The sequence below is a fragment of the Streptomyces iranensis genome, assembly GCF_017874715.1.
Taxonomy (GTDB): Bacteria; Actinomycetota; Actinomycetes; order Streptomycetales; family Streptomycetaceae; genus Streptomyces; species Streptomyces iranensis.
Genome location: NZ_JAGGLR010000002.1, coordinates 306,071 through 332,222 on the forward strand (window position 1 = coordinate 306,071; position 26,152 = coordinate 332,222).

At 71.4% G+C, this 26,152-nt stretch carries 25 protein-coding genes and 1 pseudogene; 11 read left to right on the forward strand and 15 right to left on the reverse strand.

Annotated elements, in window-relative coordinates; all coding sequences use genetic code 11:
• The first annotated feature begins 44 nt into the window (after nucleotides 1-44).
• The 3 genes from J2Z30_RS04995 (at nucleotide 45) to J2Z30_RS05005 (ending at nucleotide 3,145) form a co-directional block, all read left to right on the forward strand.
• Nucleotides 45-986 carry an alpha/beta hydrolase gene (locus J2Z30_RS04995; protein WP_044578682.1) on the forward strand — a complete coding sequence of 314 codons (942 nt, stop codon included), beginning with the start codon at nucleotides 45-47 and terminating at the stop codon, nucleotides 984-986.
• Nucleotides 987-1,201: 215 nt separating this feature from the next.
• Nucleotides 1,202-2,191, forward strand: coding sequence for a glycoside hydrolase family 64 protein (locus J2Z30_RS05000; RefSeq protein ID WP_044578680.1), 990 nt, complete (start codon nucleotides 1,202-1,204; stop codon nucleotides 2,189-2,191).
• 120 nt (nucleotides 2,192-2,311) lie between these two features.
• Nucleotides 2,312-3,145 carry a class I SAM-dependent methyltransferase gene (locus J2Z30_RS05005; protein ID WP_052701720.1) on the forward strand — a complete coding sequence of 278 codons (834 nt, stop codon included), beginning with the start codon at nucleotides 2,312-2,314 and terminating at the stop codon, nucleotides 3,143-3,145.
• On the opposite strand, the gene J2Z30_RS05010 is transcribed toward J2Z30_RS05005, so the two are convergent.
• The 6 genes from J2Z30_RS05010 to J2Z30_RS05035 form a co-directional block, all read right to left on the reverse strand.
• Entirely contained in the window at nucleotides 3,142-3,894 is a 753-nt protein-coding gene (locus J2Z30_RS05010) for a DNA alkylation repair protein (RefSeq protein WP_044578675.1), read from the reverse strand. The two genes, J2Z30_RS05005 and J2Z30_RS05010, sit on opposite strands and share 4 nt — an antisense overlap.
• A 115-nt stretch (nucleotides 3,895-4,009) precedes the next feature.
• The gene (locus J2Z30_RS05015; protein ID WP_044578672.1) at nucleotides 4,010-4,474 is read right to left on the reverse strand and encodes a ribose-5-phosphate isomerase; all 465 of its coding nucleotides are present in this window, start codon (nucleotides 4,472-4,474) and stop codon (nucleotides 4,010-4,012) included.
• The gene (locus J2Z30_RS05020) at nucleotides 4,471-6,216 is read right to left on the reverse strand and encodes a dihydroxyacetone kinase family protein (RefSeq protein WP_044578669.1); all 1,746 of its coding nucleotides are present in this window, start codon (nucleotides 6,214-6,216) and stop codon (nucleotides 4,471-4,473) included. The genes J2Z30_RS05015 and J2Z30_RS05020 overlap by 4 nt, the downstream gene beginning before the upstream one ends.
• Nucleotides 6,213-7,673, reverse strand: coding sequence for an FGGY-family carbohydrate kinase (locus J2Z30_RS05025; RefSeq protein ID WP_044578666.1), 1,461 nt, complete (start codon nucleotides 7,671-7,673; stop codon nucleotides 6,213-6,215). Before J2Z30_RS05025 ends, J2Z30_RS05020 begins: the two co-directional genes overlap by 4 nt.
• The gene (locus tag J2Z30_RS05030; RefSeq protein ID WP_044582261.1) at nucleotides 7,670-8,740 is read right to left on the reverse strand and encodes a 2-hydroxyacid dehydrogenase; all 1,071 of its coding nucleotides are present in this window, start codon (nucleotides 8,738-8,740) and stop codon (nucleotides 7,670-7,672) included. The genes J2Z30_RS05025 and J2Z30_RS05030 overlap by 4 nt, the downstream gene beginning before the upstream one ends.
• Nucleotides 8,741-8,745: 5 nt before the next feature.
• The gene (locus tag J2Z30_RS05035) at nucleotides 8,746-9,414 is read right to left on the reverse strand and encodes an HAD family hydrolase (protein ID WP_078957056.1); all 669 of its coding nucleotides are present in this window, start codon (nucleotides 9,412-9,414) and stop codon (nucleotides 8,746-8,748) included.
• Nucleotides 9,415-9,592: 178 nt separating this feature from the next.
• Here J2Z30_RS05035 and J2Z30_RS05040 point away from each other — a divergent pair, with 178 nt between their 5' ends.
• From J2Z30_RS05040 to J2Z30_RS05050, 3 genes are all read left to right on the forward strand, one after another.
• On the forward strand, nucleotides 9,593-10,381 hold the full coding sequence (locus tag J2Z30_RS05040) for a DeoR/GlpR family DNA-binding transcription regulator (protein ID WP_044578664.1): 789 nt from the start codon (nucleotides 9,593-9,595) through the stop codon (nucleotides 10,379-10,381).
• Between the two features lie 104 nt (nucleotides 10,382-10,485).
• Complete coding sequence (locus J2Z30_RS05045; protein ID WP_044578661.1) at nucleotides 10,486-11,796, forward strand: MFS transporter; 1,311 nt, start codon at nucleotides 10,486-10,488, stop codon at nucleotides 11,794-11,796.
• Between the two features lie 140 nt (nucleotides 11,797-11,936).
• Nucleotides 11,937-12,629, forward strand: a complete 693-nt coding sequence (locus J2Z30_RS05050) for a carbon-nitrogen hydrolase family protein (RefSeq protein WP_044578658.1) — start codon at nucleotides 11,937-11,939, stop codon at nucleotides 12,627-12,629.
• A 32-nt stretch (nucleotides 12,630-12,661) separates the two neighbouring features.
• On the opposite strand, the gene J2Z30_RS05055 is transcribed toward J2Z30_RS05050, so the two are convergent.
• Nucleotides 12,662-13,306, reverse strand: coding sequence for a hypothetical protein (locus tag J2Z30_RS05055; RefSeq protein WP_308279753.1), 645 nt, complete (start codon nucleotides 13,304-13,306; stop codon nucleotides 12,662-12,664).
• Nucleotides 13,307-13,397: 91 nt separating this feature from the next.
• A complete protein-coding gene (locus J2Z30_RS05060; RefSeq protein WP_209468555.1) occupies nucleotides 13,398-13,907 on the reverse strand; it encodes a hypothetical protein in 510 nt (169 codons plus the stop codon).
• A gap of 301 nt (nucleotides 13,908-14,208) precedes the next feature.
• Here J2Z30_RS05060 and J2Z30_RS05065 point away from each other — a divergent pair, with 301 nt between their 5' ends.
• From J2Z30_RS05065 to J2Z30_RS05075, 3 genes are all read left to right on the forward strand, one after another.
• Entirely contained in the window at nucleotides 14,209-14,853 is a 645-nt protein-coding gene (locus tag J2Z30_RS05065) for a hypothetical protein (protein WP_044578651.1), read from the forward strand.
• A 128-nt stretch (nucleotides 14,854-14,981) separates the two neighbouring features.
• Complete coding sequence (locus J2Z30_RS05070; protein WP_209468556.1) at nucleotides 14,982-16,133, forward strand: sensor histidine kinase; 1,152 nt, start codon at nucleotides 14,982-14,984, stop codon at nucleotides 16,131-16,133.
• The gene (locus J2Z30_RS05075; RefSeq protein WP_044578648.1) at nucleotides 16,130-16,849 is read left to right on the forward strand and encodes a response regulator; all 720 of its coding nucleotides are present in this window, start codon (nucleotides 16,130-16,132) and stop codon (nucleotides 16,847-16,849) included. Before J2Z30_RS05070 ends, J2Z30_RS05075 begins: the two co-directional genes overlap by 4 nt.
• 190 nt (nucleotides 16,850-17,039) lie before the next feature.
• On the opposite strand, the pseudogene J2Z30_RS05085 reads toward J2Z30_RS05075, so the two are convergent.
• From J2Z30_RS05085 to J2Z30_RS05095, 4 genes and pseudogenes are all read right to left on the reverse strand, one after another.
• Nucleotides 17,040-17,228 (reverse strand): annotated as a pseudogene (locus J2Z30_RS05085) (transcriptional regulator); the annotation flags it as partial.
• Nucleotides 17,207-17,338: a hypothetical protein gene (locus tag J2Z30_RS50755; protein WP_281062638.1), complete on the reverse strand. Its 132-nt coding sequence runs from the start codon at nucleotides 17,336-17,338 to the stop codon at nucleotides 17,207-17,209. The gene J2Z30_RS50755 and the pseudogene J2Z30_RS05085, both read right to left, overlap by 22 nt.
• A 186-nt stretch (nucleotides 17,339-17,524) precedes the next feature.
• Nucleotides 17,525-18,148, reverse strand: a complete 624-nt coding sequence (locus J2Z30_RS05090) for an NADPH-dependent F420 reductase (RefSeq protein WP_044578642.1) — start codon at nucleotides 18,146-18,148, stop codon at nucleotides 17,525-17,527.
• A 33-nt stretch (nucleotides 18,149-18,181) separates the two neighbouring features.
• Nucleotides 18,182-18,916, reverse strand: a complete 735-nt coding sequence (locus J2Z30_RS05095) for an SDR family NAD(P)-dependent oxidoreductase (RefSeq protein WP_037738440.1) — start codon at nucleotides 18,914-18,916, stop codon at nucleotides 18,182-18,184.
• A 144-nt stretch (nucleotides 18,917-19,060) separates the two neighbouring features.
• On the opposite strand from J2Z30_RS05095, the gene J2Z30_RS05100 reads away from it, so the two are divergent.
• Nucleotides 19,061-19,672 carry a TetR/AcrR family transcriptional regulator gene (locus tag J2Z30_RS05100; protein WP_044578636.1) on the forward strand — a complete coding sequence of 204 codons (612 nt, stop codon included), beginning with the start codon at nucleotides 19,061-19,063 and terminating at the stop codon, nucleotides 19,670-19,672.
• A gap of 216 nt (nucleotides 19,673-19,888) precedes the next feature.
• Here J2Z30_RS05100 and J2Z30_RS05105 read toward each other — a convergent pair whose 3' ends face one another.
• The 3 genes from J2Z30_RS05105 to J2Z30_RS05115 all read right to left on the reverse strand — a co-directional run bounded on the left by J2Z30_RS05105 (nucleotide 19,889) and on the right by J2Z30_RS05115 (nucleotide 22,903).
• Nucleotides 19,889-20,368: a MarR family winged helix-turn-helix transcriptional regulator gene (locus tag J2Z30_RS05105; protein WP_078957055.1), complete on the reverse strand. Its 480-nt coding sequence runs from the start codon at nucleotides 20,366-20,368 to the stop codon at nucleotides 19,889-19,891.
• Nucleotides 20,368-21,810: an MFS transporter gene (locus J2Z30_RS05110; RefSeq protein ID WP_044578633.1), complete on the reverse strand. Its 1,443-nt coding sequence runs from the start codon at nucleotides 21,808-21,810 to the stop codon at nucleotides 20,368-20,370. The genes J2Z30_RS05105 and J2Z30_RS05110 overlap by 1 nt, the downstream gene beginning before the upstream one ends.
• A gap of 94 nt (nucleotides 21,811-21,904) precedes the next feature.
• Nucleotides 21,905-22,903: a LacI family DNA-binding transcriptional regulator gene (locus tag J2Z30_RS05115; protein WP_044578630.1), complete on the reverse strand. Its 999-nt coding sequence runs from the start codon at nucleotides 22,901-22,903 to the stop codon at nucleotides 21,905-21,907.
• 234 nt (nucleotides 22,904-23,137) lie between these two features.
• On the opposite strand from J2Z30_RS05115, the gene J2Z30_RS05120 reads away from it, so the two are divergent.
• Complete coding sequence (locus tag J2Z30_RS05120) at nucleotides 23,138-26,131, forward strand: alpha-L-fucosidase (RefSeq protein WP_209468557.1); 2,994 nt, start codon at nucleotides 23,138-23,140, stop codon at nucleotides 26,129-26,131.
• The last annotated feature ends 21 nt before the right edge of the window (nucleotides 26,132-26,152 follow it).

Sequence of the window (26,152 nt, forward strand, 5' to 3'; positions counted from 1 at the left end):
CGGCCCGTCCCACTCACCCGCACCCACCCAGGAGCCACAGAACCGTGAAGGCCAACGTCACCTTCCCCAGCAACCATCTCGCCATCGCCGGGATTCTCTTCACCCCCGACGACCACACCGGCGACCCCACCGACGACCCCACCGACGGCCGGTTGCCGGCCGTTGCCATCTCCCACCCCGGAGGCGGTGTGAAGGAGCAGAGTCCGAGCGTCTACGCCGAGCGGCTGGCCGCTGCCGGGTTCACCGCGCTCGTCTTCGACGCCGCCCACCAGGGCGAGAGCGAGGGCGAGCCGCGAGGTCTGGAGAACCCCTTCCAGCGAGCCGAGGACATCAAGTCCGCCGTGACCTATCTGACCACCCGCGACGATATCGACCCGGACCGCATCGGGGCCTTGGGCATCTGCGCGTCCGGCGGTTACGTTCCCTACGCCGCGCAGACCGACCACCGCATCAGGAGTGTCGCCACGGTCAGCGCCGGGGACCTCGGGTCGGTGTTCCGGGAGGGGCTGGGCCGCACCCAGGACCCGGCGGTCCTCCAGGCCATGCTCGACCAGGCCGGCGCACTGCGCACCGCGGAAGCACACGGCGCGGCCCCGCGAATGGAGGCGTGGATTCCCGAGAACGCGGAGGAGCTGCTGGAGACCGCCACCCGGCAGTTCCGGGAGACGTACGAGTTCTACCGCACCCCGCGCGGCTACCACCCCCGCGCGAACCAGGGATGGGTGCTGCGCAGCATCGACCTGATCGCCCAGTACGACTCGTACGCCATGATCCGGCTCATCTCGCCCCGCCCTCTGCTGATGATCGCCGGTTCGGAGGCGGAGACCGCCTACTTCAGCCGGGAAGCGATCGAGAAGGCGGCCGAGCCCAAGCAGCTGGTCATCATCGACGGCGCCAGCCACATCGACCTGTACGACAGGGACGAATACGTCACCCCCGCCGTGGCCGAACTCACCGCGTTCTTCGGCAAGCATCTGGCCGGCTGACCATCCACCACCCCCGCCCGCGGTCAAGGGCCACTTCACTTCTTGAAGACCAACTCCTTGACAAGGACATGAAACCCGACAACTCTTCGTGAGAGCGCTCTCACCCATGGCCCGCCGCGTTGCGTCGGCGCCCGGGTGCTCGTCAAGGCTGGACATGGTGGCTGCCCGGCGGGCGGCCACCTGCCCTCGCCCTACCCCCACATCAGGAGAGAACCATGCCCCCCACCGCACTGCCGCCGCTCCGGCGCCGAGGCCCCGCCCGCCTCGCCGCCGCGGCCACGCTGGCACTCGCCACGTTCTGCTCCCTCGGCGCCATGCCGTCGGCCGCCGCCGACACCGACACCCACGACAGCCACAACAGCGCACGCGCCGAAGGCCAGCCGCCGGACGACTTCTGGGGCGACACGAGCACCATCCCGCCCGCGAAGAACGTCCTCACCGTCAAGATCCTCAACCGGACGAACGGAAAGTACCCGGACGACCAGGTCTTCTGGACGTTCAACAACGAAACACACTCGATCGCCGAGCAGCCCACGCTCGACATGCCGGCGAACTCCGCGGGCCGGATGTACTTCCACCTCGGCTCGCCCGACAGCAAGTACTCCGACTTCATCGAGTTCACCGTCGGGGACGACGTCTTCAACGGCAACACCACCCGGGTCGACGCGTTCGCGCTGAAGCTGGCGATGCGACTGCACGCCCACGACGGCTTCGACACACAGGTCGGCGAGGACTACGAGACGTTCCAGGAGGACCGGGACGCCACCTGGAAGAAGTTCGCCGACGCCATGCCGGCCGAGTTCGCATCGCTGACCGAGGTCGAGAAGCCGTACCGGATCCTCGCGCCGGGCAGCGTGCCCGACTTCCGGGAGGGCGGCAAGTACGCGGACTACATGAGCGGTTACGCGAAGACGGTCGGCATCGACGCGCCCACGTCCGACATCTTCGGCTGCGCCGGTGTGCTGGCCAACGAGGCGGGGAAGTGTTCCGCGCTGAACCGGCACGTGGCGCAACTGCCCGAGGACCAGTGGTCGGATCCGGGCCAGTACTACAAGGACCCACCGGCGAACTACTACGCCAAGTTCTGGCACGACCACGCCATCGACAAGCTCGCCTACGGCTTCCCGTACGACGACTTCGCGGGCCAGTCCTCCTTCGTCTCCCACAACGACCCGCAGTGGCTCGAGGTGGCCGTCGGCTGGTGACCCACTGACCCGTCCCACCCACCCGGTGCCCGCCGGCCACCCGACTGGCGGGCACCGCGGCGGGCACCGCTGATTTAACCAGTGGCGTCCCCGTGGATGAGCCGCATAGCTTGTGCGTTCGTGACGGGTGATCCGGAGAAGCGCGCGAACCGACGTGACCTCGGTCGGGTGTTCAACGAGGTGGCCGAGGTCTACGACCGGGTCCGGCCGGGGTACCCGGACGAGCTGTTCGCGGACCTTGCCGCCATCACCGGCATGGAAGCAAGGTCGTCGGTGCTCGAGGTGGGCTGCGGTACCGGGCAGGCCACGCGCTCGCTGGCAGCGCTCGGATGCTCGGTGACCGCCATCGAGCCGGGCCGGGAAATGGCCGCGCTGGCGCGGCGACGGCTCGCCGCCCTCCCCAACGTCGAAGTCGAGACATCGACATTCGAGGAGTGGGACGACCGCGGTGCACGCTTCGACGCCCTCGTGGCCGCGTCCTCCTGGCACTGGGTCGACCCGTCGATCGGCTGGCGGCGAGCACACGATGTGCTCCGCCCCGGCGGCTGGCTGGCGCTGCTCGGCAACGTCGTGGTCCGCAGGCCGGGAGAGCCGGAGGTGTACGCCGAGACCGCCGATCTCCACGAGCGGTTCTGCCCCGGGAACCCTGGCTGGGGTCATCCCCCGCTCGAGGACGACGTACGCGGCACCGACGGGGGCTGGGGGCTGGTCGACGACCCCGGCGGCCTGTTCGGCCCGCCGATCGTGCGCTGGTACCCGACCGTTCAGTGGTTCAACGGGGAAGGCTTCGCCGATCACCTTCGCTCGACGTCGCTCTACCGGAGACTCGACCGCGACGTCCGCGAGCCCCTGCTCGACGCCGTCGCCGAGCGCATCCTGACCCGAATGGATGACCGGGCGTCACGCCGCTATCTGACCGTCCTCCGGATCGGCCAGAGCACCGGGCGGCACTAAGCTGTTCGCCCGCCCGCCATCAGGGAAGTTCGCGTCTCCTTGGCCATCTTCTCGATCGCGTACCGGAATGTGTCGCGGCTCATTTCAGTACGCCATGTGCGCAGGAACTCGGCCACCTCGTCCGGATGCACCTCGGCAGTGACCTTGAGCAGCCACCCACAGCCCTTCTGCACATACACATCGTCGTCGTGCATCAGCCGGGTGCAGTTGTCGAAGACGTGGGACAGGGGCAGTTCGAACACCGACCGGCCCACCTTGCGCCGAACGAACTTCACGACGGCCACGTTCGCGGCGCGCCTCGCCCAGCTGGACCGGGATTCGGCCCAGGCTCGCGTCCGCGGGATCTGATCGAGGTGTCCGCGGAAGAACGGGTACAGCAACTTCAGGCACAGGTCGTCGCACTGCGCCCAGTTCGACACATACGATCCGAGCCAGTGCTCACAGCGGTCGAGCAGTTCGGGGCCCAGCCCGACCCTCGCGACCTTGTGCAGGACCGCGAATCCCAGCAGGACCTCTTCGTGGTAGGAGGCGCGCGACAGGACTTCTTCCGCGAGAGCCGACCGCGTCGCCGCGGGCACGTCCGGCCTCTCGCGGAAGTAGGCGTTCGCGATCTCCACTACTGAGGCATTGCTCACCCCGAGCGCGCGGATCCGCTGCGGAAAGTAGCGCTGCATTCTGACCGCGAAGTCCGCGTCGGCCCTCGCCGCGAGGGACCCCAGAAGTTCGTCGGCCGCCGCCTCCACGTCCATTGTCGTGAACCTAGTGTGAGGAGACCGGCTTGGCAACGATCGGCTTCGGCGCCGAGCGCGACACGGGCAGGCCGCGGCGGTCCGCCCTCGGCGTCCGCCGCCGCCCCGCCCCCGGTCAGCCCTCGTAACTCCGGATGGCGGCGACCTTCTCCGCCGACGGGGAGGCCTCGTCGAAGCTCTGCGCGAGCCAGTCATCCGTAAGCGCGCGGGCGAGTTCCAGGCCGATGACGCGCTGGCCGAAGCAGAGCACCTGGGCGTTGTTGCTGAGGACCGAGCGGCGCACGGAGTAGGTGTCGTGGGCGGTGACCGCGCGGATGCCGGGGACCTTGTTGGCGCTGATGGCCACGCCGAGGCCGGTGCCGCACACCAGCAGGGCGCGGTCGGCGGTGCCCTCGGCCACGCGGCGGGCCGCTTCCACCGCGACATGCGGATAGGCGGTGTGCTCGTCGCTGCCCACGCCGACGTCGATGACCTCGGCGACCCGGGGGTCGTCCAGCAGATCCTGCTTGAGGACTTCCTTGTAGTCGTAACCGGCGTCGTCGCAGCCGACGACGATCCGGAAGGCATGCGCGGTGGTCATACGGGATCGCTTCCTGTCGTCGCGGGGAGAGTGGCCACCGCGGTCAGCACCGCGGCGAGTGAGGTGGCTCCGGGGTCGGGGGTGCCCACGCTGCGGTCGGCGAGGGGTCGGGCGCGGCCCAGGCGGGGGCGCAGCCCGGCGGTGTTCTCCGCGGCCGTACGGGCTTCGGCCACGGCGGACGCGTACGCCTCGGACACCGGGGCTCCGCTCCGCAGCCCCGTCGCGAAGGCGGTGGCGAACGGCGTGAGGGCGTCGACCAGGGTCTTGTCGCCCACTTCGGCCCCGCCGAGCGAGGTGACGGCGGTGAGCGCTTCCGCGGCGGCGGACGCCAACTCCTCGCGCCCCGGCGCCCGGTCGGCAGGCAGCGCCGCGCCGATGGCGCGCAGCCCCACCCCCCACAGCGCCCCCGAGGTGCCCCCAGCCTCCGCCGCCCAGGCGTCACCGGCGGCGGCCAGCACCGCCGCCGGGGCGAGCCGGTCGGTGTGTGCCTTTTCCGCGGCCGCGAGTGCCGCGTCGACGCCCTTGCACATGCCACGGCCGTGATCGCCGTCGCCCGCCACCGCGTCCAGCCGGCCCAGGTCCTCCGCGTCCCGGTGCAGTACGTCGCGGGCGGCGCGCAGTGCGTGGACGGCCAGCTCGGCGGCCTCGACCGCCGCGCCGGACGCCGTGGCGGTCGACCGCTCCGGGCGGCGCGGGGCCGCGGCGGGCCGTACGGCGTCGTCGTCCAGCGGGGGTTCGGGCGGTGCCGTACGGCAGAACGCCGGGGTGTCGGCCGGGGCGAGCCACAGCCGCTCCAGCTCCTCGTCCAGCCAGCTCAGGGTCAGCGAGCAGCCGGCCATGTCGAGACTGGTGACGAGTTCGCCGACCTCGGGGCGTACGGGCGTGAGCCCCGCCTCGTCCAGCTGACGGGCCACGGCGCCCCACAGCACGTACAGCTCCTCGTACTTCGTGGCGCCGAGACCGTTGAGGACGACCGCGACCCGCCCGTCGTCGCCCGCCCCGGCGGGCCGGTCCGCGAGCAGCCCCGTCACCAGGGCGCGGGCCAGATCCTCCGCGGTGCCCAGGGTGTCCTCGCTGACCCCCGGTTCGCCGTGGATGCCGAGACCGAGACCCAAGCGGCCCTCGGGAACGGTGAACAGGGGAGCGTCGGCGCCCGGCAGGGTGCAGCCGTCGAAGGCCACTCCGAGCGTGCGGGTACGGGCGTTGGTGTGCTCGGCGACGCGGACGACCTCGTCCAGCGAGGCACCCTCCTCGGCCGCCGCCGACGCGGTCTTGAAGACGACGAAGCCACCCGCGATGCCACGCCGCCGCGCCGTCTGACCGGCGGGGGCGGAGGCGATGTCGTCGGTGACGGCGAAGCAGCGGGCGGCGATTCCGTCGCCCTCCAACTGCCGTTCCGCGAGGCCGAAGTTCATCACGTCCCCCGCGTAGTTGCCGAAGAGGAAGAGGACACCGCCGCCCGACTCCGCCGCCTCGGCGACCGAGCGGGCGCGGGCGGCCGACGGGGAGGTGAAGACATCGCCGATGACCGAGCCGTCGGCGAATCCGGGGCCGACGACACCGCAGAAGGCGGGGTAGTGGCCGGAGCCGCCGCCGGTGAGCACGGCCACCTTGCCCGCGCGGGCCGGGCGGGCGCGCACCACACCGCCGGGCACGGCCCGTACGTGCCCGGGGTGGGCGGCGGCGAAGCCCGTGATCATGTCGTCGGTGAACCGGGCGGGGTCGTTGAAGAGCCTGGTCATCGTGTGCTCCAGCCTTCGCGTGCGGTGTCGAGGGCCTGGCGGTAGGCGGCGTAGCCCTCGGCGTAGTGGTCGATCAGCCCGCGCTCGGCGGTGACGGTGCGGAGTCGGGCGCGCCAGGCGCCGGGGTCGACCGGCGTGCCCAGGGAGCGCCAGGCGACGTGGGCCGCGCCGCGGATGCCCACGGCGTCGTCGCAGACCTCCAGGTCGCCGCCGAGGACACCGGCGAAGATCCGTGCCCACTCCCCGGAGCGCGCGCCACCGCCGCAGGCGGTGACGGTGCTGGTGACGCCGAGGGTTTCCATGCAGTGCCGGGCCGAGTAGGCGACGGCCTCGCACAGCGCCCGTACCAGGTCGGCGCGGCCGGCCAGCGGGGAGAGGCCGTCGAACCGGCCGCGGGCCCGCGGGTCGACGAAGGGCGCGCGCTCGCCGCTGGTGGACAGGAACGGCAGCGCGGTGACGCCCGCGGCACCGGGCGGGGACTGGACGAGCAGCGCGTCCAGCGCCTCGATCTTCACATCGAGCAGCTTCAGCAGCCAGTCCAGGCCCGCGGTGCCGATCATGGCGGGCATGACCCGCAGGAACCGGCCCTCGTACGGGGTGGCCAGCACCATCCCGGCCGGGTCCTCGGCGAGGGCCGGGCGCGGCTCGGTGTCCAGGACCTGGGCGGCGAGGGTGGTGCCGATGATGAGGTTGCCCTCCCCCGGTTCGGCGACCCCGGAGCCGAAGGCGCAGGCGGGGATGTCGAACGGGCCGGCGGAGACCGGCAGCCCCGCGGGCAGGCCCAGCCGCCGGGCGGCGTCGGGCAGCAGCCGGTGCAGGGTGCCGGACGGCGCCGGATCCGGCAGCAGCCTGCGGTGTGCGGACAGCCCGCACAGCTCGAGCGCGGTCTCGTCGTACGTACGGGTGGCCACGTCGAGGAATGGCTGCGAGGCGTCGGAGACGTCCACGGTCACGGCGCCGGTCAGCCGTTGCACGACGGCGTCCACGCAGTACCCGGCGACCTCGGCCGCCTCCAGCCGCTCCGGCTCGTGCTCGGCCAGATGCGCCAGCAGGGGTGCCGCGGAGCCGGGGAAGAGGCCGACGCCGGTGCGCCGGTGCAGGGCGCGCAGGGTGCCGTCGGCGGTCCACCGGTCGAGCCGGTCCGCGGCCCGGCCGTCCATCCAGGACAGCGCGCGGCCGACCGGGGCGCCCGAGGCGTCGCGCAGCCACAGGCCGTCGCCCTGCCCGGTGAGGGCGAGGGCCTCGACCGGTTCGTCGGCCAGCTGCGCGGCGTCGGCGAGCGCCGCCCGTACGACGGTCTCCACGGTGCCCACGACGTCGTCCAGATCCTGCTCGACGCGGTGTCCGGGCAGGGTGTAGACGGTGCTGCGGGCCTCGTGCGCGGGGGTGGTCCGGCCGTCGCGGGAGATCAGCTGGGCCTTGGTGACCGAGGTGCCGATGTCGACGCCGACGATCATGGCCGGCTCCCGGTCAGCACCTCCGGATTGGCCACGTGCCGCAGCGGTTCGCCGCGCAGGAAGCGGGCGGCCTCACCGGCGGTGATCAGGGCGGCCCGGTCGGCGGTCCGCCGGGTGGCGCCCGCCAGGTGGGGTGTGGTGATGACGTTGGGGGCCTTGTGCAGCGGCCAGTCGGCCGGGGGCGGCTCGATGTCGTAGACGTCGAGGGCGAGCGCGCCGAGCCGGCCGGACTCCAGCAGGCCGGGCAGCGGGGCGTAGTCGAGCAGCTCACCACGGGCGGAGTTGACGAGGACGGCGCCCTCGGGCAGCAGCGCGAGGTTGCCGGCGTTCAGCAGATGCCGGGTCTCGGGGGTGACCCGGGCGTGCAGGCTCACCACGGAGCTGCGTCGCAGCAGGTCCTCCAGGGCGGTGAGCTCGACGCCGTCGGCGTGGGCCCGCTCCGGGTCCGCGTACGGGTCGGAGACGACGACGTGGGCGCCGAAGGCGCGCAGCACGCGGGCCACGATCGAGCCGATGGCCCCGTACCCGACGAGGCCGACGGTGGCGCCGTCGAGCTCCAGGCCCGCGTTCTCGTAGGCGTAGTAGTCGCCACGCCAGGTGCCCGCCTTGAGGGCCGCGTCGGCGTGGGTGATGCGGCGCATGGCGGCGAGGATCAGGCCGACGGCGAATTCGGCGGCCGCGGCGGCGTTGCGGCCCGGTGTGAAGGTGACGGGGATCCCGGCGGCGGTGGCGGCGGCCAGGTCCACGTTGACCGGACCGCCGCGGGCCACGCCGATGAACTTCAGACCGGGTGACTCGCGGATGACCCGGGCGGTGAAGGGCGCCATCTGGGTGAGGGCGACACTCGCGTCACCGAGCGCCTCCAGCACCTGCTCCTCGGTGCCGCTGGCCTCCTTGACCCCGCCGTTCCCCTGCCCGTCGGCCCCGACCGGTCCGAAGGGTTCGTTCGGCCAGCGGGTGCGCAGCGTGCGGAAGCCCAGCCCGGCGGAGGGCAGGCTCTCGCTCAGGGCGGCGGAGAAGAGATCGGGCGCGATGAAGTCGTCGCCGGCTACCAGGACCGTGGTCATGTCGGTCACTCCCCTCGGGTCTCGAGCCTGCTGAGCAGGAAGTCACATACGTCATGGTGGTCCGAAGAACGGTAAGCGGCGGCGGCCAGGGCGTCCTCGGCGGGTGGATACTGCGGATTCGGGATGGCCACGACGGTCATCCCGGCGGCCGCGGCGGCGCGCAGCCCGTTGCTGGAGTCCTCCACCGCCAGACAGCGCTCCGGGGCCACGCCGAGGGCGCGCGCGGCGGCCAGATAGACGTCCGGGCTCGGCTTTCCGCGCTCCACCTCGGCGCTGGAGACGGTCGCCTTGAAGTGGTGGTCGACGCCGTGGTGGACGAGGACGGCGTCGATGACCCGGCGCGGCGCTGAGGAGGCGAGCGCCACGGGGGCGAGCTCGGCGGTGGCGTTGATCATCTCGCCGGCTCCGGGCAGCAGGCCGATGCGGCCGTCGGCCAGGGCCTGGACCATGCCGTCGACGACGGCCTGCTCGGTGTCGGTGGCGGCGTCACCCGCCCCGCAGAACCGGGTGAGGTAGGCGGCCCACTCGGGGGCGCTCATCCCCTGGACGTCGCGCGTCTGCTCCGGGCCCCATGTGCGGCCGCGTGCGGCGGCGTAGGCGGCCCACAGCTCCTCCCACAGATGCTCGCTCTCGACGAGCACGCCGTCCATGTCGAAGACCACTGCGTCGGCCATGCGTACCCCTGATCTTCCGGCTGAGGATGTCTGGCTGGCGGGGCACGGGGGTGTCCGTGCGCCCGGCGGTGTCCGCCGGGTGGTGGCACCCGGCGGGGTCCGTCACAGCGAAATTAACAGTCACAGCGTGAGTTGTCACGGGTTCTATGTGAGAAATAAACACGGCAGGATGTAGGGCATGACTACTCCCCCGTCGTCGCGCGGTGCGCGGCAACAGCGGCAGCAAGTGATCGTCGACCACGTTCTGGCCCGGGGGGACGCCACCGTGTCCGAACTGGTCGAGCTGACCGGCGTCAGCCTGATGACGGTCCACCGGGACATCGCCGAGCTCGCGGACCGCGGCATCCTGCGCAAGTACCACGGCGGCGTCTCCGCACAGCCCTCGATGGTCTTCGAGTCCAGTTCGGACTTCCGGCTGCACGCGCACACCGACGAGAAGCGGTCCCTGGCCCGCGCCGCCCTGCGGTTCGTGGCCCCGGGGATGTCGGTGATGCTGGACGACTCGACCTCGGCACTGGCCCTGGCGCGGCTGTTGCCCGAGGTGGGACCGCTGACCGTGGTCACCAACTACCGCTTGATCACGGAAGAGCTGAGGAGCGCGGAGGGCATCCGGCTGATCTGCGTGGGCGGCGAGTACTCGCGCACCCATGACTCATGGATCGGCCTGCCTGCGATGGACATGATCGGCGGCATCTCCGTCGATCTGAGCGTGCTCTCCACCTCCGGGATCACCGCGGGCATGACCTTCCACCAGGAGCAGGAGATCGTCGGCATCAAGCGGGCGACCCGGCAGGCGGGCGCGACGAGCGTGCTGCTCATGGACCACAGCAAGGTGGGCCGCCGGGCACTGCACCGGCTGGAGAGCGTGGACTCCTTCGACCACGTCCTGCTCACCGGGCCGGTGGACGAGGAGCTGCTGCGGGAGATGCGGGAGCTGACGGATGTGAGAGTCGTCGAGACCGAGTAGTTACCATCGATTCTCGTTATTCTTACCAGACCTCTTGATATTTCTCTCGACTCGCTTGAGTATCTGCGGTCGTACTCCGTCATCCCCGCAGAGTGGAGGAACCGATGCCGAAACCCTTGATCCTGGGCTATCTGGGCGTACTCCTGTTCATGATCGGCGACGGTGTCGAATCCGGCTTCATCGCTCCGTACATGGCCGATCACGGCGCGGCGACGGACGTACGGGCCGGGTACGTCATCACGGTCTACGGCATCGCCGTCATGCTGGCGTCGTGGTTCTCCGGCGCGCTCTGCCAGGTGTGGGGGCCCCGCCGGGTGATGTGGACGGGCCTGGCGATCTGGGCCGTCTTCGACGCCGCGTACCTGCTCTTCGCGCTGGGTACCGAGAACTACCCGATGATGCTGATCTTCTACGGCATCCGGGGCTTCGGCTATCCGCTCTTCGCGTTCGGCTTCCTCGTATGGATCACCAACACGGCACCGAAGGCCCGGCTGGGCACCGCGGTGGGCTGGTTCTACTTCGCCTTCACGGGCGGCCTGCCCACCCTCGGCTCGCTGTGGTCGAGCCTGACGATCCCCTCGTTCGGCCGCATGGGCACGCTGTGGTCGGCACTCGTCCTCATCCTCATCGGCGGCGCCATCGCCCTGGTCGGCGCCCGGCGGAGGCCCGGCGGCGACCGGATGGCGCCCCCGGAGGTCACCACCGGCGAGAGCCTGCTCAACTCCGTCTCCATCATCTGGACCCATCCGCGCGTGCTGGTGGGCTGCCTGGTCCGGATCATCAACACGGCCCCGGAGTTCGGCATGCTGGTGTACCTGCCGCGGATCTTCTCCGACGACGTCGGCTTCGGCGAGGACAAGTGGCTCCAACTGCTGGCGATCATCTACGGCACGAACATCTTCTTCAACCTCATCTTCGGCGTCCTCTCCGACCGCATCGGCTGGCGCACGACCATCGCGGGCTTCGGCGCGCTGGGCTGTGCGATCAGCGTCACGACGCTGTACTTCGTACCGACCTGGCTCGGCCCGGACTACTACTGGGTCGCGGTGCTCGCGGGCATGTTCTACGGCGCGACCCTCGCGGGATTCGTGCCCATCTCGGCCCTCATCCCGTCGATGGCGCCGGAGAACAAGGGCGGCTCGATGGCCCTGCTCAACCTGGGCGCGGGCGGCGCGGCCTTCGTCGGCCCGGCCGTCGCCAGCCTCTTCCTCCCCCTCGTCGGCGCCGGCGGAGTCACGCTGATCTTCCTCGCGCTCTACCTGGTCGCGCTCGTCCTGACGCTGACGCTGAAGCTGCCCGAGGAACGCGACGGCGAGCCGTCGGGCCCGAGCGCGGCGGAGGACGGCCGGAAGCCCCGCACCGACACGGCCTCGACCACCTCCCCGACCACCTCCTCGCCCGCCACGTCCGCCTGAGATTCGGTGCGCGGGGCCCCGCGCCGGCAGGCCGAACCATGAGGTCGGGCTGCCGGCGCAGCGCCTCCGGCGGATTTCGGCGGTGGCCGCGGTACAGGCCTGGATAGGCTGATCGTGCGACTCGGCGAGGGGAGTTCGGGGTGACACGGCCGTTGAGCATCGCGGTGGCGCAGCCGAGGTGCGCCGCTCATGACGTGGCGGCCAACGCGGAGGCCCACGCGGAGGCCGTTCGGGCGGCGGGCGCGCGGGTGGTGGTCTTCCCCGAGATGTCGCTGACGGGATACGAGCTGGACGCGACGCCGGTCGCCCCGGACGATGAACGGCTTGCTCCGATCGTCGCCGCGTGCGCCGAGACCGGGACGCTCGCCCTGGCCGGCGCGCCGGTGGCGGGGCCGCGCATCGGCATCCTGGCTCTGGACGGAGACGGCGCACGGGTGGTCTACGGAAAGGTCCACCTGCACCGCAGCGAGGCCATCCGCTTCGTGCCCGGGGAGCCCGCCGTGATCGACGTGGACGAGTGGCGGCTGGGGCTCGCCGTCTGCCGCGACACCGGTTTCCCCGAGCACGCCGCGAGGACGGCGGCGCTGGGCATCGACGGCTACGTGGCCGGTGTCGTCCACGCCGGACACGAGGCCGGGCTCCACGGCGAGCGCGCCCGCCGGGTCGCCGCCGACCACGGTGTGTGGGTCGCCACGGCGGCCTTCGCGGGTCCGACCGGGGGCGGCTTCGACCGCACGTCCGGCCGTTCGGGCATCTGGTCCGCGGACGGGAAACTGCTCGCCGGGACGAGCGCCGCGCCCGATGAGATCGCGCGGGCGGTCTTCACCAAGTGAGCCCGGGGCGGAGCGGCCGCGGGAGCCTCGCGTCAGAGTCGGAACGCCCTGGCCACTCGCTCAGCGAGATCGTCTTCCGTCATCGCGGTGTCGACCTCGATGGTGTGCAGTCGGAGCCGTTCGGTTTCCTCCGCGAGGCGCGTGGTGAACATGCGATCCCGTTCGGCGAGATTGCGCCCGGCCCGCGCCGGATCGCTGGTCCTCCGGACGAACCCTTCCCCCGGTACGGACCGACCGCGGAAGGCGGCCTGACGGAAGTCGGGAGTCGGAAGGAGCCAGACCGCGTGCTGAGGAGCGTCGAGCAGCGGCTTCACGAGGTGCGGGAGCAGCCGGAACCCCTCGACGATGACGCAGGGCTCCGGCGGCAGCCGAAGGAGGTCTTCGACGATCAGGCCGAAGCCCTCACCCCGAAACCAGTGGAAGGTCTCGAGCATGACCTCCGGAGATCGGTTCACCCATCGCTCGTCCATGTCCATGGCGATGAACCGATGCAGAAACGGCGCCTCCTCGGGGGTGGCCCGCCCGGCGTGATCCCGCATCACGTCGTCGGTCGCGTAGAGCCGCCACCCGTAGCGGTCGGCGAGTCGGCGGGCGGTGGTCGACTTGCCCGCACCACTCCCGCCACCGATCCAGAAGACATGGCGCAGCCGCGCCGCGAGCTCCGCGGCGTCGGTCACTTCTTCATCCTGTCCGGGCTGCATTTCTCTCCGATCCGACGAGACGGAACAAGGCGAACCTCATTGTGGCCTCGTCGGCCCTAAGCCACCGCTACTCGGCCGCCGGTGCGGCCGGCACCCGGCGGCCCGCGGTGGTCGCTCGCGTGGCGAGTCCGATGGTGCGGGTGAGCGTCATCGCCACGGCCATCAGCAGCAGCGCGTCGGTGAGGGCGTCGGCGGTCACCTGGTGGTCCATCATCCAGCGGCCCAGCTGCCGGGCGAACCAGTGCTCCGATCCGTACGAGAACGCGGCCCGTGCCCCGACCACGACGATCCACAGCGCCGCGTAGCCGAAGCCCGCGCGGCTGACCGGCTTGCCGGTCGTGGGACTGGTGTAGACCGTGGTGAAGGTCATCGCCAGCAGGCCGACGATCAACCCCGCGACGACGGCGGCGAGTTCGAGCACCAGACCGGAGCCGTGGGTGGCCGGGCTCTTGATGAAGAGAGGGACGATCGCGGCGGTCATCAGCAGCGGCCGCAGGATGCGCAGCTTCCCGATCTTGCGGTGGGGCCCGAGGTCCGCCTCCAGGACGGCGATCAGGACCGCAGCGTTGATGATCATGGCTTGACCGATGGTGGACATGGGATGGCGAGCCTCTCGGTGGACGGTCTGCCGCGGATTCGGCTCGCTCAGATTGGTGCCGGTACGCGGTCCCGCGCGCCGTAGCAGGGGGTGACCTCCGGGGTGATCGCTTCGGCCGCCCGGTGGTACCGGATCCCGGCGCCGGTATCACCCGCGGATCACCCCGCGGATCACCCCGGAGGTCACCGCTCGGGGTGACGCGGTGCCCCGCGGGCCTTCCTAGCCTCGGAGCGAGTCAACAGGCGTACGCGACCGAAGCGTGGCCGACGGGAGTCCTCCAGTGAACGTGCTGCAAGTGCTGGCCGCGATCGCCATCGTGATCTTCGTCATCGCACGTCAGCTACGCGGCGAGCCGCTGCGCGGCAAGCGGCTGATCCTGCTTCCCGCGATCCTCGCCGTCATCGGTTTCACCAGCCTCGGCAAGGGTGGCCGCCACCTCACCACGACCGATCTCGCCTGCCTCGTCATCAGCGCGGTGATCGCGGCCGGAATCGGCACCGCCCAGGGAGCGGTGCTGCGGCTGGAGCCGCGCGACGGTGTGCTGTGGGCGCGGATGCCGGTGTACGGCCTGTGGCTGTGGCTGGCGCTGGTGGCCTCGCGGGTCGTGATGACGGTCGTCGCCATGGCGCTGCACGCCCCCGTGGCGGGCTCCTCGGCGCCCATCCTGATGCTGCTCGGCCTCAACCGGCTCGGCCAGGCCGCGGTCGTCACACCGCGCGCCCTCGCCTCCGGCGTGCCGTTCGCCCCGGAGAAGGACGGCCGCCCCTTCGATGTGCGGGGCGCGCTGGCGGGGCTGCTGGGCGGGTCGGGCGACGCACCAGCGCCCGGCGCGGAGCGGCCCGCGGAGTATTCCGGCCCCACGGCGTCGTACGACCGGTCGGCGCGTGACGGCCTACGCGACCGGGGCCGCCGGGGACGGCGATGACCGGACGGCACCCGGCAGGCGCGCCCGCGGCCCTCACACGAGACGACGGAACAGCCGGACCCTCGGCCGATGACGAGGTACCCCCCGGCGCCGCGGCCGAGCGGACTCGGGGCCGCTATCCTGCGTTCGTGCTGCGTACGGTGTCATGGCTGATGAGGGCCGGCGCGTACGCGTTCATCGGCCTGCACACCTTCACGGGCCCCCCGGCCGGGCCCGGGGCGGTGACCCTGGCCGTCGTCGCGTACGCGCTGGGCGGCTTGGCGCTGCTGCTGTGGGAGCTCACCCACGCCCTCGGCGACGAGGCCGCGAGGCGTGCGCCGCGGATGCGGGTCCTGCTCGGCGCCGCCGCCGCCCTCTCCGGCTACGCCAGCGCCTTCCCGCACGCCGGAGCACTCATCGGCCTCTCGCTGATGGCCGTGATGCACCTGGGCACCGAGCTGAGCCTCCCGGTGGGCTGGGCCGTGGCGGGCTGCACGGTGGTGGCCCTGGAGACCGGGGTTCTGGTCGCCGGGGCGAGCCGCGGCTTCGCACTGGGCTATCCGATGCTGGTGGCGCTGGTCCTGGTCGCAAGCCACAACCGGCGCGCCTACCGGATACGCGCCGAGCAATCGGCCGCCATGCTCGCCCAGAGCGAGCTGCTCCGCGCGGAGCAGCGCCGGGTGGCCGTACTGGACGAACGCACCCGGATCGCCCGTGAGATCCATGACGTACTGGCCCATTCGCTGGGCGCCCTGAGCATCCAGATCCAGGCCGCGAGTGCCCTGTTGACGGATCACCGGGACATCGACCGGGCGGTCACCGTGCTCGACGGAGCGAGGCGGCTGACCGCCGACGGGCTCGCCGAGACCCGCCGCGCGGTGCACGCCCTGCGCTCCGACCTCGCGCCGCTCGACCAGGAACTGACCACGATGGCGGACACCCACCGGCAGCGGCACGGCGTTCCGGTACGGCTCAGGGTCGAGGGCGAGCCCTCCCCGCTCCCCGCGGACCAGGCGCTCCCCCTCTTCCGTACCGCGCAGGAGGCCCTGACCAATGCCGCCAAACACGCCCCCGCCCAGCCGGTGGAGGTCACCCTGACCTATGAGGACGAACATATGACGCTCACCGTCGACAACCCGCTGGGCGCACCGCCGTCCCCTCGGCGAGCACCCGCGTTCGCCACCGTCGACGGCGGCTACGGCCTCACCGGGATGCGCGAGCGCCTCCTGCTGCTGGGCGGGACACTCGACGCGGGCGTACGGGACGGACAGTGGCGCGTCCGGGCCGAGGTGCCGCGATGAGCGCCCAGGACACCCGGCCGCTGCGGATCGTGGTCGCCGACGACCAGGCCAGCGTCCGGGAGGGGCTGGTCCTCATGCTCGACCTGCTGCCGGACATCGACGTCGTCGGCTCAGCGGCCAACGGGCAGCAGGCGCTCGACCGGGTCGCCGAGCACCACCCGGACGCGATCCTGCTCGACCTGCACATGCCGGTGCTCGACGGCACCGAGGCCACCCGCCGGCTCACCGCCGAGCACCCCGAGGTCGCCGTCGTCGTCCTGACCACCTACGCCGACGACACCTCCGTTCTGGAGACGCTCCGCGCCGGGGCCCGCGCCTACCTCACCAAGGACGCGGACCGCCTGCACATCGCCCGTACCCTGCACAGCGCCGCCGCAGGGCTCTCCGTCCTCGACCCCAGGGTCCAGGCCACCCTGCTCGCCGCGGCGAGCGCTCCCAGCGCCCCTCCCCCGGGGCCCGACGCCGCTCCCCCGGAGCCCGATGCCTCTCCCCGGGGGCCCGATGCCGCCGACCGGCCGCCCCCGGACGGCCTCACCCGTCGTGAGGCGGAGATCCTCACGCTGATGGCACGCGGTATGACCAACGCGGAGATCGCCGCCGCCCTCTTCCTGAGCGGCAATACCGTGAAGACCCACATCAACCGGGTCTTCACCAAGACCGGCTCCCGCGACCGCGTCGCGGCCACCCGCTACGCCCGCGACCACGGCCTGGACTGACCGGATCCATCCAGGCAGTACCGAACAAAGCTCGGGCTGCCGGGAGCTCCACTGCCCTGGCTCATCCGCTTTCCTTCCCGTGCAGCTCTGCCCACACCCGCTTGCCCCACGGCGACGGATCGGTGCCCCACTCCTCGGCCAGCGCGACCACGAGCGCGAGGCCGGGCCCGCTCATCCTCGTTTCAGGACGCTATTCGCCAACCCCCAGGAACTCCGCCAGTGGGCGCAGCCCTGGGGGGTGGTTGGGCAACGCCCACAGGTCGCGCACGATGGCCACGGCCAACGTGTGGTGCCGCATCCACGTCGGCGCCACCCGGCGCAGGGACTCCAGCGTATTCACGGCTCCCGCCGCGTCCCCTACGTCCGTGTGGGCTCGGGCCCGGCAATGCCCAGGAGGGTGGTCAGCTCCACGCCGGGACCGTTCGCCAGCGCGGACACGACGGAACGCTCGGCCAGTTCTTCTTGCGTCAGGGCGGACAGACGGCGCAAGCGGCGCAGTGTCCGCCCCAGGCGTTCGTTTGCCGCGCTGCCACCGTACGCCGCAATGCCGCCGTGCTTCTTCAGCAGTACAGAGCCGTAACAGCCCTCCGCCTGGCTCGGTTCTGGAGCGGTGTGACTGGCCGTCCGCTGCATCCGGAGGACAGACCAGGTGACCGGGAGGCTCAGAATGCCCTCTCAGACGGGAAGTTCGGTGATGCTGAGGGCGAAGTCCAAGTTCCCCACCCCGTGGTTGGCGAGGCCCACCGTGACCACGCCCGCTCCTTCCAGCCAGTGCGCCATTCTCAGGCCGCCGACGTCCAGCGGGCGCAGCCCGAGGCTCTCGATGAACGCCTCCACACTTGCCTTGGCCTGCGCGTTATCGCCAGCGATGAAGACGTCGGGCCGACCCTTCTCCAGGACATGACGGAAGATGGTGTTGAACGCCTTCACCACGCTGGCGCCGGCCGGGGCCGCCTTGGCGACTTCCTGCGCGATCGAGGTCTCCTCGCGGTGGGCCAGCCCGTCGAACGTGGAATTGAAGGGATTGCTGATGTCGACGATGACCTTGCCCGCGAGAGCGTCTCCGTACTGGGCGACGACCGGCACGACACCGTCGTACAACAGGGCCACGATGACGATGTCCCCGGCCGGGGCGGTGCCCCATTCTCCCGTCGTGGCGCCGCCGCCGAGAGCCTTGGCCAGGTCGGCGGCCTTGGACTGATCGCGGCCCATGACCTCGACGGTGTTGCCGCCCGCTACCGCCCGCGCGCCGATGGTGCGGGCCATGTTCCCGGTGCCGATGATGCTGATGTTGCTCATGAGATGTCCTGTTCTGGTTGTGCGTTGTTCGGTTCAGATGGCGGTGGTGCCGCCGTCGGCGACGAGTTCCATGCCGTTGACGTAGCTGGAGTCGTCGGAGGCGAGGAAGAGGGCGGCGGTGGCGATTTCGTCGGGGCGGCCCATCTGGCCGCGGGGGATGAGGGACTCGAACTGGCGCTTGGTGGCCTCGTCGAAGAGTTCTTCCTGCTTGGCGGTGGCGACCTGGCCGGGGGTCAGGACGTTGACGCGGATGCGGCGGTCCTTGAGCTCGTTGAGCCAGATGCGGGCCCAGGCCTGCTGGACGGCCTTGCTGCCGGCGTAGACGCTCCAGCCGGGGAAGGCGCCGAGGGAGGCGTTGGAGCCGGTCATGAGGATGGAGCCGCCGTCGTTGAAGAGCGGGAGGGCCTTCTGGACGGTGAACAGGGTGCCGCGGGCATTGAGCCCGAACCAGGTGTCGAACTGGGCCTCGGTGATCTCGCCGAGCGGGGCGGGCTCGCCCCCGCCTGCGCTGGCCCACAGCACGTCGAGGCTGCCCTTCTCCCGCTTGACGGTGTCGTACAGGCGGTCCAGGTCGTCCAGGTCGGCGGCGTCGCCCTGGACGCCGGTGACGTTGCGGCCGATCTGCTTCACGGCCTCGTCCAGGGCGTCCTGGCGGCGGCCGGTGATGAAGACGTGCGCTCCCTCGTCGACGAACAGCTTCGCGCCGGCCAGCGCCATGCCGGTGGTGCCGCCGGTGATGACCGCGACCTTTCCGTCAAGCTTTCCCACGGTCTCTCCTTTGGGTCGGTGGTGCCGTGCGCACCTGGGGTGACGGCGTTATGTACACCGCCCTGTGTGCTTACGGTACGGGGCGGGCAGCCGGGGCGCAAACTATGTACACCGGTCGTTACCCAGCCGGGGTACCATGGAGCCATGACGGAGTTGGAGAAGGGCCCCACGGGGCGCCGCCGCGGCCGGGGCGCCCGCGAGCGCATCCTCAGCGCGTCCCAGCAGCTGTTCCGCGAGCAGGGCATCAACCGCACCGGCATGGACGAGCTCTGCGCGGCGGCCCAGGTGTCCAAGCGCACGGCTTACCAGCACTTCACCGGCAAGGACGAACTCGTCGCCGAGTACCTGCGCCGGTTCGACCCGTCCGTTCTGTCCGGCGTGTTCGACCGCACCGACCTCACGCCCCGCGAACGGCTCCTCGCCGCCTTCGACATCCCCCCCACCACCCCCCTGTGCCCCTACATCGCCGCCGCCGTCGAACTCCACGACCCCCAGCACCCCGCATCCCAGTACGCGCGCGACTACAAGGAAGCCGTCGCCGCGCGGCTCGCCGACACCGCCCGCGAAGCCGGCGCCGCCGACCCTGAACAGCTCGGCGAGCAGCTCGCGCTGCTCATCGACGGCGCCGCGGCCCGCACCCGGGTCCTCAACGCCGACGCCTTCCCCGCCGCCGCCGCCATCGCCGCCGCCCTCATCGACAACGCCATCCCCGCCACAGCCGGCGATGACCGGCGACGGGAGGAATCGCTCGGATAACGACGGCGTTCGGCCATGGTGTTGAGGTACCGGGCAGCCGCCGGTCCGGCCCAGGCGCATGCATCAGGCGCGTGAGCGGGCAAGCCGCAGCGATCATCAGGGCCGCCACCGCCCCGTGGGCCGTCTGCGTCCCGTAGGTACGCAGGAACTCGGCCCGCCGACTCACCTCCCAGGATGCGGCGAGACGAGTTCGGACGCGCGGACCACACTCCTCGTTCAGTCGAGGAGCTTGGCCACCACGCGGTCGAGCGCCTGGATGTCCTCGAGCGGCAGGGCGAGCAGGGCGTCGGGTGGGGTGGTGAGGATCGCGGTGGCACGGGCGGCCAGCGCCTTGCCGTCCTCGGTGAGATGGACCAGCTTGGACCGGCGGTCGGCCGGGTTGGTGATGCGTTCGGCGAGGCCGCGCCGTACGAGGTCGTCGACGATGACGGAGGTGTAGGGCGGGTCGGCGCCCAGCCGCTCGGCCAGTTCGCGAAGGGTGATCGGGGCGGCGGCGAGCCGGCGCAACGCCCTGACGCGGCTGAAGCTCATGCCGAGGCTCTCCGCGACCACCTTGCGGCGGTTGTGACGCTCCATCAGGAGTGTGTTCAGCCCCTGCCAGGCTCGGGCCGCCGTCCTGACGGTCTCGTCGTCCCGCTCGTCCCTCTCCTCCCGCTCCTCCCCCTCGTGCGGCTCGTTGTCATGTGGGCGCTCCATCAGACGTTCACCGTCTCCTTGGTCTCCTCGGCGGCGAGCCGCTTCGCCGTGCGCTGGGCCGTCGCCCGAGCCCAGCGGCCGGAAGTGAGCGTACCCATGACCAGCACCGCGGCGCCGCAGCCCGCGATGATCCACCATGCCGTGCGTGCCGCGTCCGTGAAGGCCGCCGCGTCCGCGTGCACTCCCCCGGCCATGAGGGCACCGATGACGGCCACACCGAGGGACTGGCCGGTCTGCCGGCTGGTGGAGGCCACCGCGGCCGCGACACCGGCCTGCGAACGGGGCATCCCCGAGACGGCGGTGTTGGTGATGGGCGCGTTGACCAGCCCGAAGCCGGTGCCGAAGAGCAGATACGCGACGACCAGCAGGGGCACCGGAAGATGCTCGGAGTAGGTGAGCGCCTGGAGCACCGCGCTCGCGCACAACGCCGCCCCGGCGAGCAGCAGCGGAGTACGCGGCCCCCGCGAGGCCACCATGCGACCCGATACGGGTGCGGTCAGCAGCGCCATGACCGCCATGGGCAGCATGAACAACCCCGCGTGCAGCGGATCGAGCCGCCGCACATCCTGCAGGTACAGAGAGCTGACGAACAGGAAACCGCCCAGACCGGCGAACGCGGCAACCGCGATCACGGTGGCGCCCGAGAACGGCGCGGAACGGAAGAACCGCAGGTCGATGAGCGGGTCGGCGCGCCTCGGTTCGTACCACAGCAGCCCCAGCAGCGCGCACAGCGCCGCGGCCGCGCACCCGGCGACCACGGGAGAGGTCCAGCCGAGGTTCGGCGACTCGATGATCGCGTACGTCAGCGCGACGAGCAGCACCACGACGAGCGCCTGCCCGACCGGGTCCACTCGGCGAGCCCGCGGCGCCCGGGACTCCGGCACATACCTGCGGGTCAGAAAGAGCGCGGCAAGGCCTATGGGCACGTTGAGCCAGAAGATCGCCCGCCAGCCGGCCGACTCCACCAGCGCACCCCCGATGATCGGCCCGGCGGCCATGCTGATGCCCACGACACCACTCCACACACCGATGGCGCGGGCGCGTTCCCGGGGATCCGTGAAGGTATTGGTGATGATCGACATGGCGACGGGGTTCAGCATCGATCCCCCGACCGCCTGAAGCATCCGCGCGACGACCAGCCAGCCGAGCCCGGGAGCCAGACTGCACAGCAGCGAGGCCGCGGTGAAGATCACCAGCCCGGCCTGAAACGTGCGGCGACGGCCCACCCGGTCGGCGGTCGAACCGGAGAGCATCAACAGGCTCGCCAGCACCAGCGTGTACGCGTCGACCGTCCATTGCAGCCCGGACACCGAGGTGTGCAGGTCGCGCTGGATGGAGGGCAGGGCGACGTTCAGGATCGTGTTGTCGAGACTGACGATCAGCAGGCTCATGCAGCAGATGGCCAGCACGAGCCATCGTCGCCGAGGAGCGGGATCCGGCATGAAGGGCCTCCGTTTAATTGTGTTGTCATAATCATTATATGCACACAACTAAATGGCCCGACATCCCGGCGCCGGGCGGGGAGGGAGGGCGGCATCAGGAGGACGCGCGTACCACCAGGCGTGGCACGATCACCGTCTCCCCCGCTCCGGCGCCGGTCATCTGCGCGGCGACCTGCCGCACCGCGGCCCGGCCGAGGAGTTCCTTGTCGACCGTCAGGGTGGTCAGCGGCGGGTCCACGAGCCGGCTCAGCGTCAGCCCGTCGCACCCGACGAACGCGCAGTCCTCCGGCACCCGCATACCGCGGTCGCGGGCGCGGCGCATGGCGCCGATGGCGATCAGGTCGTTGTACCCGAGCACGGCCGTCGCCCCGAAGCCGCCGGCCAGCACGTCGTCCATGGCCGCCGCCCCGCCCTCGAGGGAGTTGGCCGCCGGGAACACCCACTCCCCGTCGGCGGGCAGCCCGTGTTCGGCGGCGGCGCCGAGGAACAGCGAGTGGCGGGTGCCGTGGCCACCGGCGTCCGGGCGGCCGCGGTCGTCGAGCATCGCGATCCGCCGGTGGCCGCGCTCGACGAGGTGGCCGACCGCATGCCGCATACCGGTGGCGAAGTCGATCCGCCCCCCGCTCACGCTCGGCGGCCGGTGCTCGTTGTCGAGCAGGACGAAGGGCATACCGGAGCGGTGGATGAGCTCGATGGCGCCGGGGTCGAGCAGGAAGGCGACACACGCGTCCACGTGGTCCACCACGGTCCGCGCCACCGCGGTCTCGCGTTCCAGGGCGGACCCGGTGCTGTAGACGGCGACCTGCCAGCCGCGCTCGTCGGCCGCCGCCAGCACCCCGGAAACCACCTCGGGGAAGAAGGGGTTGAGCACATCCGCGATGACCAGACCCAGCGTGGTGAGCCGCGGGCCGACCATGCCACGGGCGAACCGGCTGGGCCGGTACCCCATCGACTGGGCCACCCGCAGCACCCGCTGCCGCGTGGCGGGGTCGATCTCCGGTTTGTCGTTGACCGCGCGGGAGACCGTCTGCCGGGACACCCCGGCCGAGCGCGCCACATCCTCGATGGTGATGCGGCGCGGCCTGGCGCTCATGGGCACGGGCCCCACCCCTCTCCCCACCTCCGGACGTGGTACGACATGGCACTCGGGACCGCTCACGGGGGTGATCCCCGAGCCGCTCATCCTCGATAATCACCGCGGCGACGACGGGCGTCAACGGAACCCCACAGCGGAACACCCCAACCTCGCACACATATTGACACGGCGGCCGGGTGGGCCGGACAGTGCTCCGTGAACGCTCACGGGAACGTTCACGGAGGACAGGACATGCCCACGCCGAGGATCCCGCTCCGCCCCATCCACATCCCCGCGGCCCGCGCCGCCGGTGCTGCCCGCACCGCACGCGCCGCCCGCGCCACCCGTTCGCGGTGGCGCGCGCTGTGCGCGGCGGTCGTACTCGCCCTGGCCATCGGCCTTCTGGCCGCCCCCGCCCAGGCCGAGGTCCAGCACCCCCGGCAGGAGTGGCTGCGCCAGTCCACCGCCGGACTCTTCCTGCACTGGGGCATGTTCACCCACCCCCAGCACCGCGACTGCGCCACCTGGGAGCGCGATGTCACCGAGGGCGGCTGGAACGCCGACTACTGGGTGGACGAGGCGCGCAAGCTCGGCGCCTCGTACATCGTGCTCGCGACCTTCCACAGCAGGCTGGGCTACGCCCGCCCCTGGCCCTCGAAGGTCCCCGGCAGCTGTGCCACCGAGCGCGATCTGCTCGGCGAGCTGGTGGCCGCGGCCAAGGCCAAGGGCGTGCACATCATCCTCTACATGACCGACGACCCGCAGTGGCACAACGAGTCGGGCACCGAGACGCTGGATTCGGCCGCCTACTCGAAGTACAAGGGCCGCCAGGTGGACCTGACCACGCGCCGTGGCTTCGGCATGTACAGCTACGACCTGTTCCTCGAGGTCATGGACAAGTACCCGGATCTGTCGGGGTTCTGGATCGACAACGACAACGAGTACTGGGAGGAGAACGGTCTCTACGAGAAGATCCGCGAACGCCGGCCGGACTGGCTGCTGAGCAACAACAACGAAGACACTCCGATCATGGACACGGTCAGCAATGAGCAGAAGACCGGCATGACCCCGGCGTACGACTACCCCGCCGCCGTGACCGTTCCCATGCCCCGGCTGACCGAGGCCGACTACAAGCTGCCGACCACCGGCGACTGGTGGTACGACGGCGGCGACCACGAGGTCGACGCCCGGCTCAGCACCGGCCGTTACATCACCGACGCGGGCTCCTCCATCAAGTCGCTCATGGCCGAGACACCCATGGTCAACGGCGAACTCCCGCCACAGCAGCAGGAGTTCAACGACTTCATGGGCAAGTGGGTCGAGCCCATCCGGGAGTCGGTGTACGGCGTCGAGGGCGGCGGCTACATGTACGGCGGTATGCAGCCCGGCTTCTGGAACGACGGCGCTCATGGCGTGGTCACCGTGGGCCGGGGCGAGAACGGCGACCGCACCCAGTATGTGCACGTGGTCACCCGGCCCCGCACCGACATGGTGCGGCTGGGCGACAACGGCTACACCGTGCGCCGGGTCACCGATCCGCGCACCGGCGAGGCGATGCGCTTCAGCCAGTCCGGCGGCCGGCTGTCGATCCTCGGCATCCACGACTGGGATCCGTACGACACCGTCTTCAAGGTCGAGACCGACGGCCGACGGCCCGTCCACCCGCAGTCCGGTGTCGGCGCCACCGCCACGTCCGCGCGCACCGGCCACCCGGCGGCCGACCTCGCCGACAGCGACTACGAGACCTACTGGGACAGCGACGGCGAGCTGCCCGTCTCCGTCACCCTCGACCTCGGCGCGCGCAAACACGCCACGGCGCTGGCGGTGAACCAGCGCGAGTGGTCCCCGACGCACGCCCGGTCGTCCTTCGGCCGCCCCGAGGACTCCGCGCGCATCAAGGACTACCGCGTCTACGCCAGCGGCGACGGCAAGCGCTGGACCCGGGTGCGCTCGGGCACGCTGCCCAGTGCGCGCGGGGTGCGCACCATCGACGTCGGCGACCGGACCGCCCGCTATCTGAAGCTCGAGGTGCGCAGCCTGTGGGGCGGTCCACAGGCACCCGAGTTCCACAACCAGCTGCGCATCGACGAGATCCAGGTGGCGTACGGCCGCTCGAAGACCACCCGGACCGCGCTGCCGCTGGAGGCCGAGGCACGGCAGAACCGGCCGTCGGGCGCGGCCCACTCCGTGGCATGCGGCGCCTGCTCGGGCGGCCGGCGCGTGGACGGCCTCGGCGGCGGACCGCGCGACTCCGTGACGTACCGCGATGTGCGCGCACCCGAACAGGGCGACTACCGGCTTCAGTTGGATTACACCGCGGCGGCCGACTCCTCGCTGTCGGTGAGTGTCAACGGCGCGGCACCGGTCGAGGTGCCCGTGGCCGCGGACAGCCCCGAGGTGCCGGCGAGCACGGCGGTGTCCGTGCCGCTCAAGGCCGGGGCCAATACGGTGAAGGTGTTCAGCACCGCCCGCCGTGGCCCCGGTCTGGACCGGATCGCGGTGGCCCCGCTGCCCCCGGTCTCGTACACCCCCAAGACCACGCTCACCGTACGGCCCCACGGTCTGCAGTGGGTCGGCCCCGGGCAACGGTCCCTCACCGTCACGGCGACGCTCCGGCTGGACGACGACGAGCAGCTGGACAACGTCAGCCTCGCCCCCCGGCTGCCGGCCGGCTGGACCGCGGACGGCGGGCCGGTGACGGCCCGGTCGCTGCGGCTCGGCCAGACGGTGCGGGGCACCTGGACCGTCACCTCCCCGTCCGGCCAGGACGCCGGGTCGGCCGACATCCCCGTCACGGCGGACTACGCACTGCTCGGCCGGCAGAAGTCGGTCTCGGACCAGGTCCGGGTGCGGCCACTGCCCGAGGGCCGGATATGGGCCCGTGAGGCGGAGGACTCGGCCAACCAGTTCGGCAGCACGGGCATGACCGGCTGCGAACCCTGCTCCGGGGCCGAGAAGGTGCGCAACATCGGCGGCAGCGAGCAGGCGGCCATGGTGTTCCCCGATGTGGTCGTCCCCGACGGCGGGGAGCACACGCTGCACCTCGACTACACGGTCAACGGCACCCGCTCCTTCCAGGTGAGCGTCAACGGCGGCCCGGCGGCCAAGGTGACGGTGACCGACACCGGGAACACCACGCCACGTACGACCACCCTCCCCGTCACCCTGAAGCCCGGCGCCAACACCATCAGGATCTCCAACGACACCGAGTCCGCGCCCGACCTGGACCGGATCTCCGTCAGCTAGAGCATTGCCAAGGAGGCAGGC

What these genes read in the sequence shown, in the direction of transcription:
- J2Z30_RS05000 (WP_044578680.1), top strand. Translation starts at nt 1,202, where the DNA reads ATGCCCCCCACCGCACTGCCGCCGCTCCGGCGCCGAGGCCCCGCCCGC.
- J2Z30_RS05020 (WP_044578669.1), bottom strand. Translation starts at nt 6,216, where the DNA reads ATGACCAGGCTCTTCAACGACCCCGCCCGGTTCACCGACGACATGATC.
- J2Z30_RS05090 (WP_044578642.1), bottom strand. Translation starts at nt 18,148, where the DNA reads ATGAGCAACATCAGCATCATCGGCACCGGGAACATGGCCCGCACCATC.
- J2Z30_RS05040 (WP_044578664.1), top strand. Translation starts at nt 9,593, where the DNA reads ATGACTACTCCCCCGTCGTCGCGCGGTGCGCGGCAACAGCGGCAGCAA.
- J2Z30_RS05015 (WP_044578672.1), bottom strand. Translation starts at nt 4,474, where the DNA reads ATGACCACCGCGCATGCCTTCCGGATCGTCGTCGGCTGCGACGACGCC.
- J2Z30_RS05120 (WP_209468557.1), top strand. Translation starts at nt 23,138, where the DNA reads ATGCCCACGCCGAGGATCCCGCTCCGCCCCATCCACATCCCCGCGGCC.
- J2Z30_RS05105 (WP_078957055.1), bottom strand. Translation starts at nt 20,368, where the DNA reads ATGGAGCGCCCACATGACAACGAGCCGCACGAGGGGGAGGAGCGGGAG.
- J2Z30_RS05075 (WP_044578648.1), top strand. Translation starts at nt 16,130, where the DNA reads ATGAGCGCCCAGGACACCCGGCCGCTGCGGATCGTGGTCGCCGACGAC.
- J2Z30_RS05035 (WP_078957056.1), bottom strand. Translation starts at nt 9,414, where the DNA reads ATGGCCGACGCAGTGGTCTTCGACATGGACGGCGTGCTCGTCGAGAGC.
- J2Z30_RS05100 (WP_044578636.1), top strand. Translation starts at nt 19,061, where the DNA reads ATGACGGAGTTGGAGAAGGGCCCCACGGGGCGCCGCCGCGGCCGGGGC.
- J2Z30_RS05010 (WP_044578675.1), bottom strand. Translation starts at nt 3,894, where the DNA reads ATGGACGTGGAGGCGGCGGCCGACGAACTTCTGGGGTCCCTCGCGGCG.
- J2Z30_RS05030 (WP_044582261.1), bottom strand. Translation starts at nt 8,740, where the DNA reads ATGACCACGGTCCTGGTAGCCGGCGACGACTTCATCGCGCCCGATCTC.
- J2Z30_RS05060 (WP_209468555.1), bottom strand. Translation starts at nt 13,907, where the DNA reads ATGATCATCAACGCTGCGGTCCTGATCGCCGTCCTGGAGGCGGACCTC.
- J2Z30_RS05110 (WP_044578633.1), bottom strand. Translation starts at nt 21,810, where the DNA reads ATGCCGGATCCCGCTCCTCGGCGACGATGGCTCGTGCTGGCCATCTGC.
- J2Z30_RS05115 (WP_044578630.1), bottom strand. Translation starts at nt 22,903, where the DNA reads ATGAGCGCCAGGCCGCGCCGCATCACCATCGAGGATGTGGCGCGCTCG.
- J2Z30_RS05045 (WP_044578661.1), top strand. Translation starts at nt 10,486, where the DNA reads ATGCCGAAACCCTTGATCCTGGGCTATCTGGGCGTACTCCTGTTCATG.
- J2Z30_RS05025 (WP_044578666.1), bottom strand. Translation starts at nt 7,673, where the DNA reads ATGATCGTCGGCGTCGACATCGGCACCTCGGTCACCAAGGCCCAGCTG.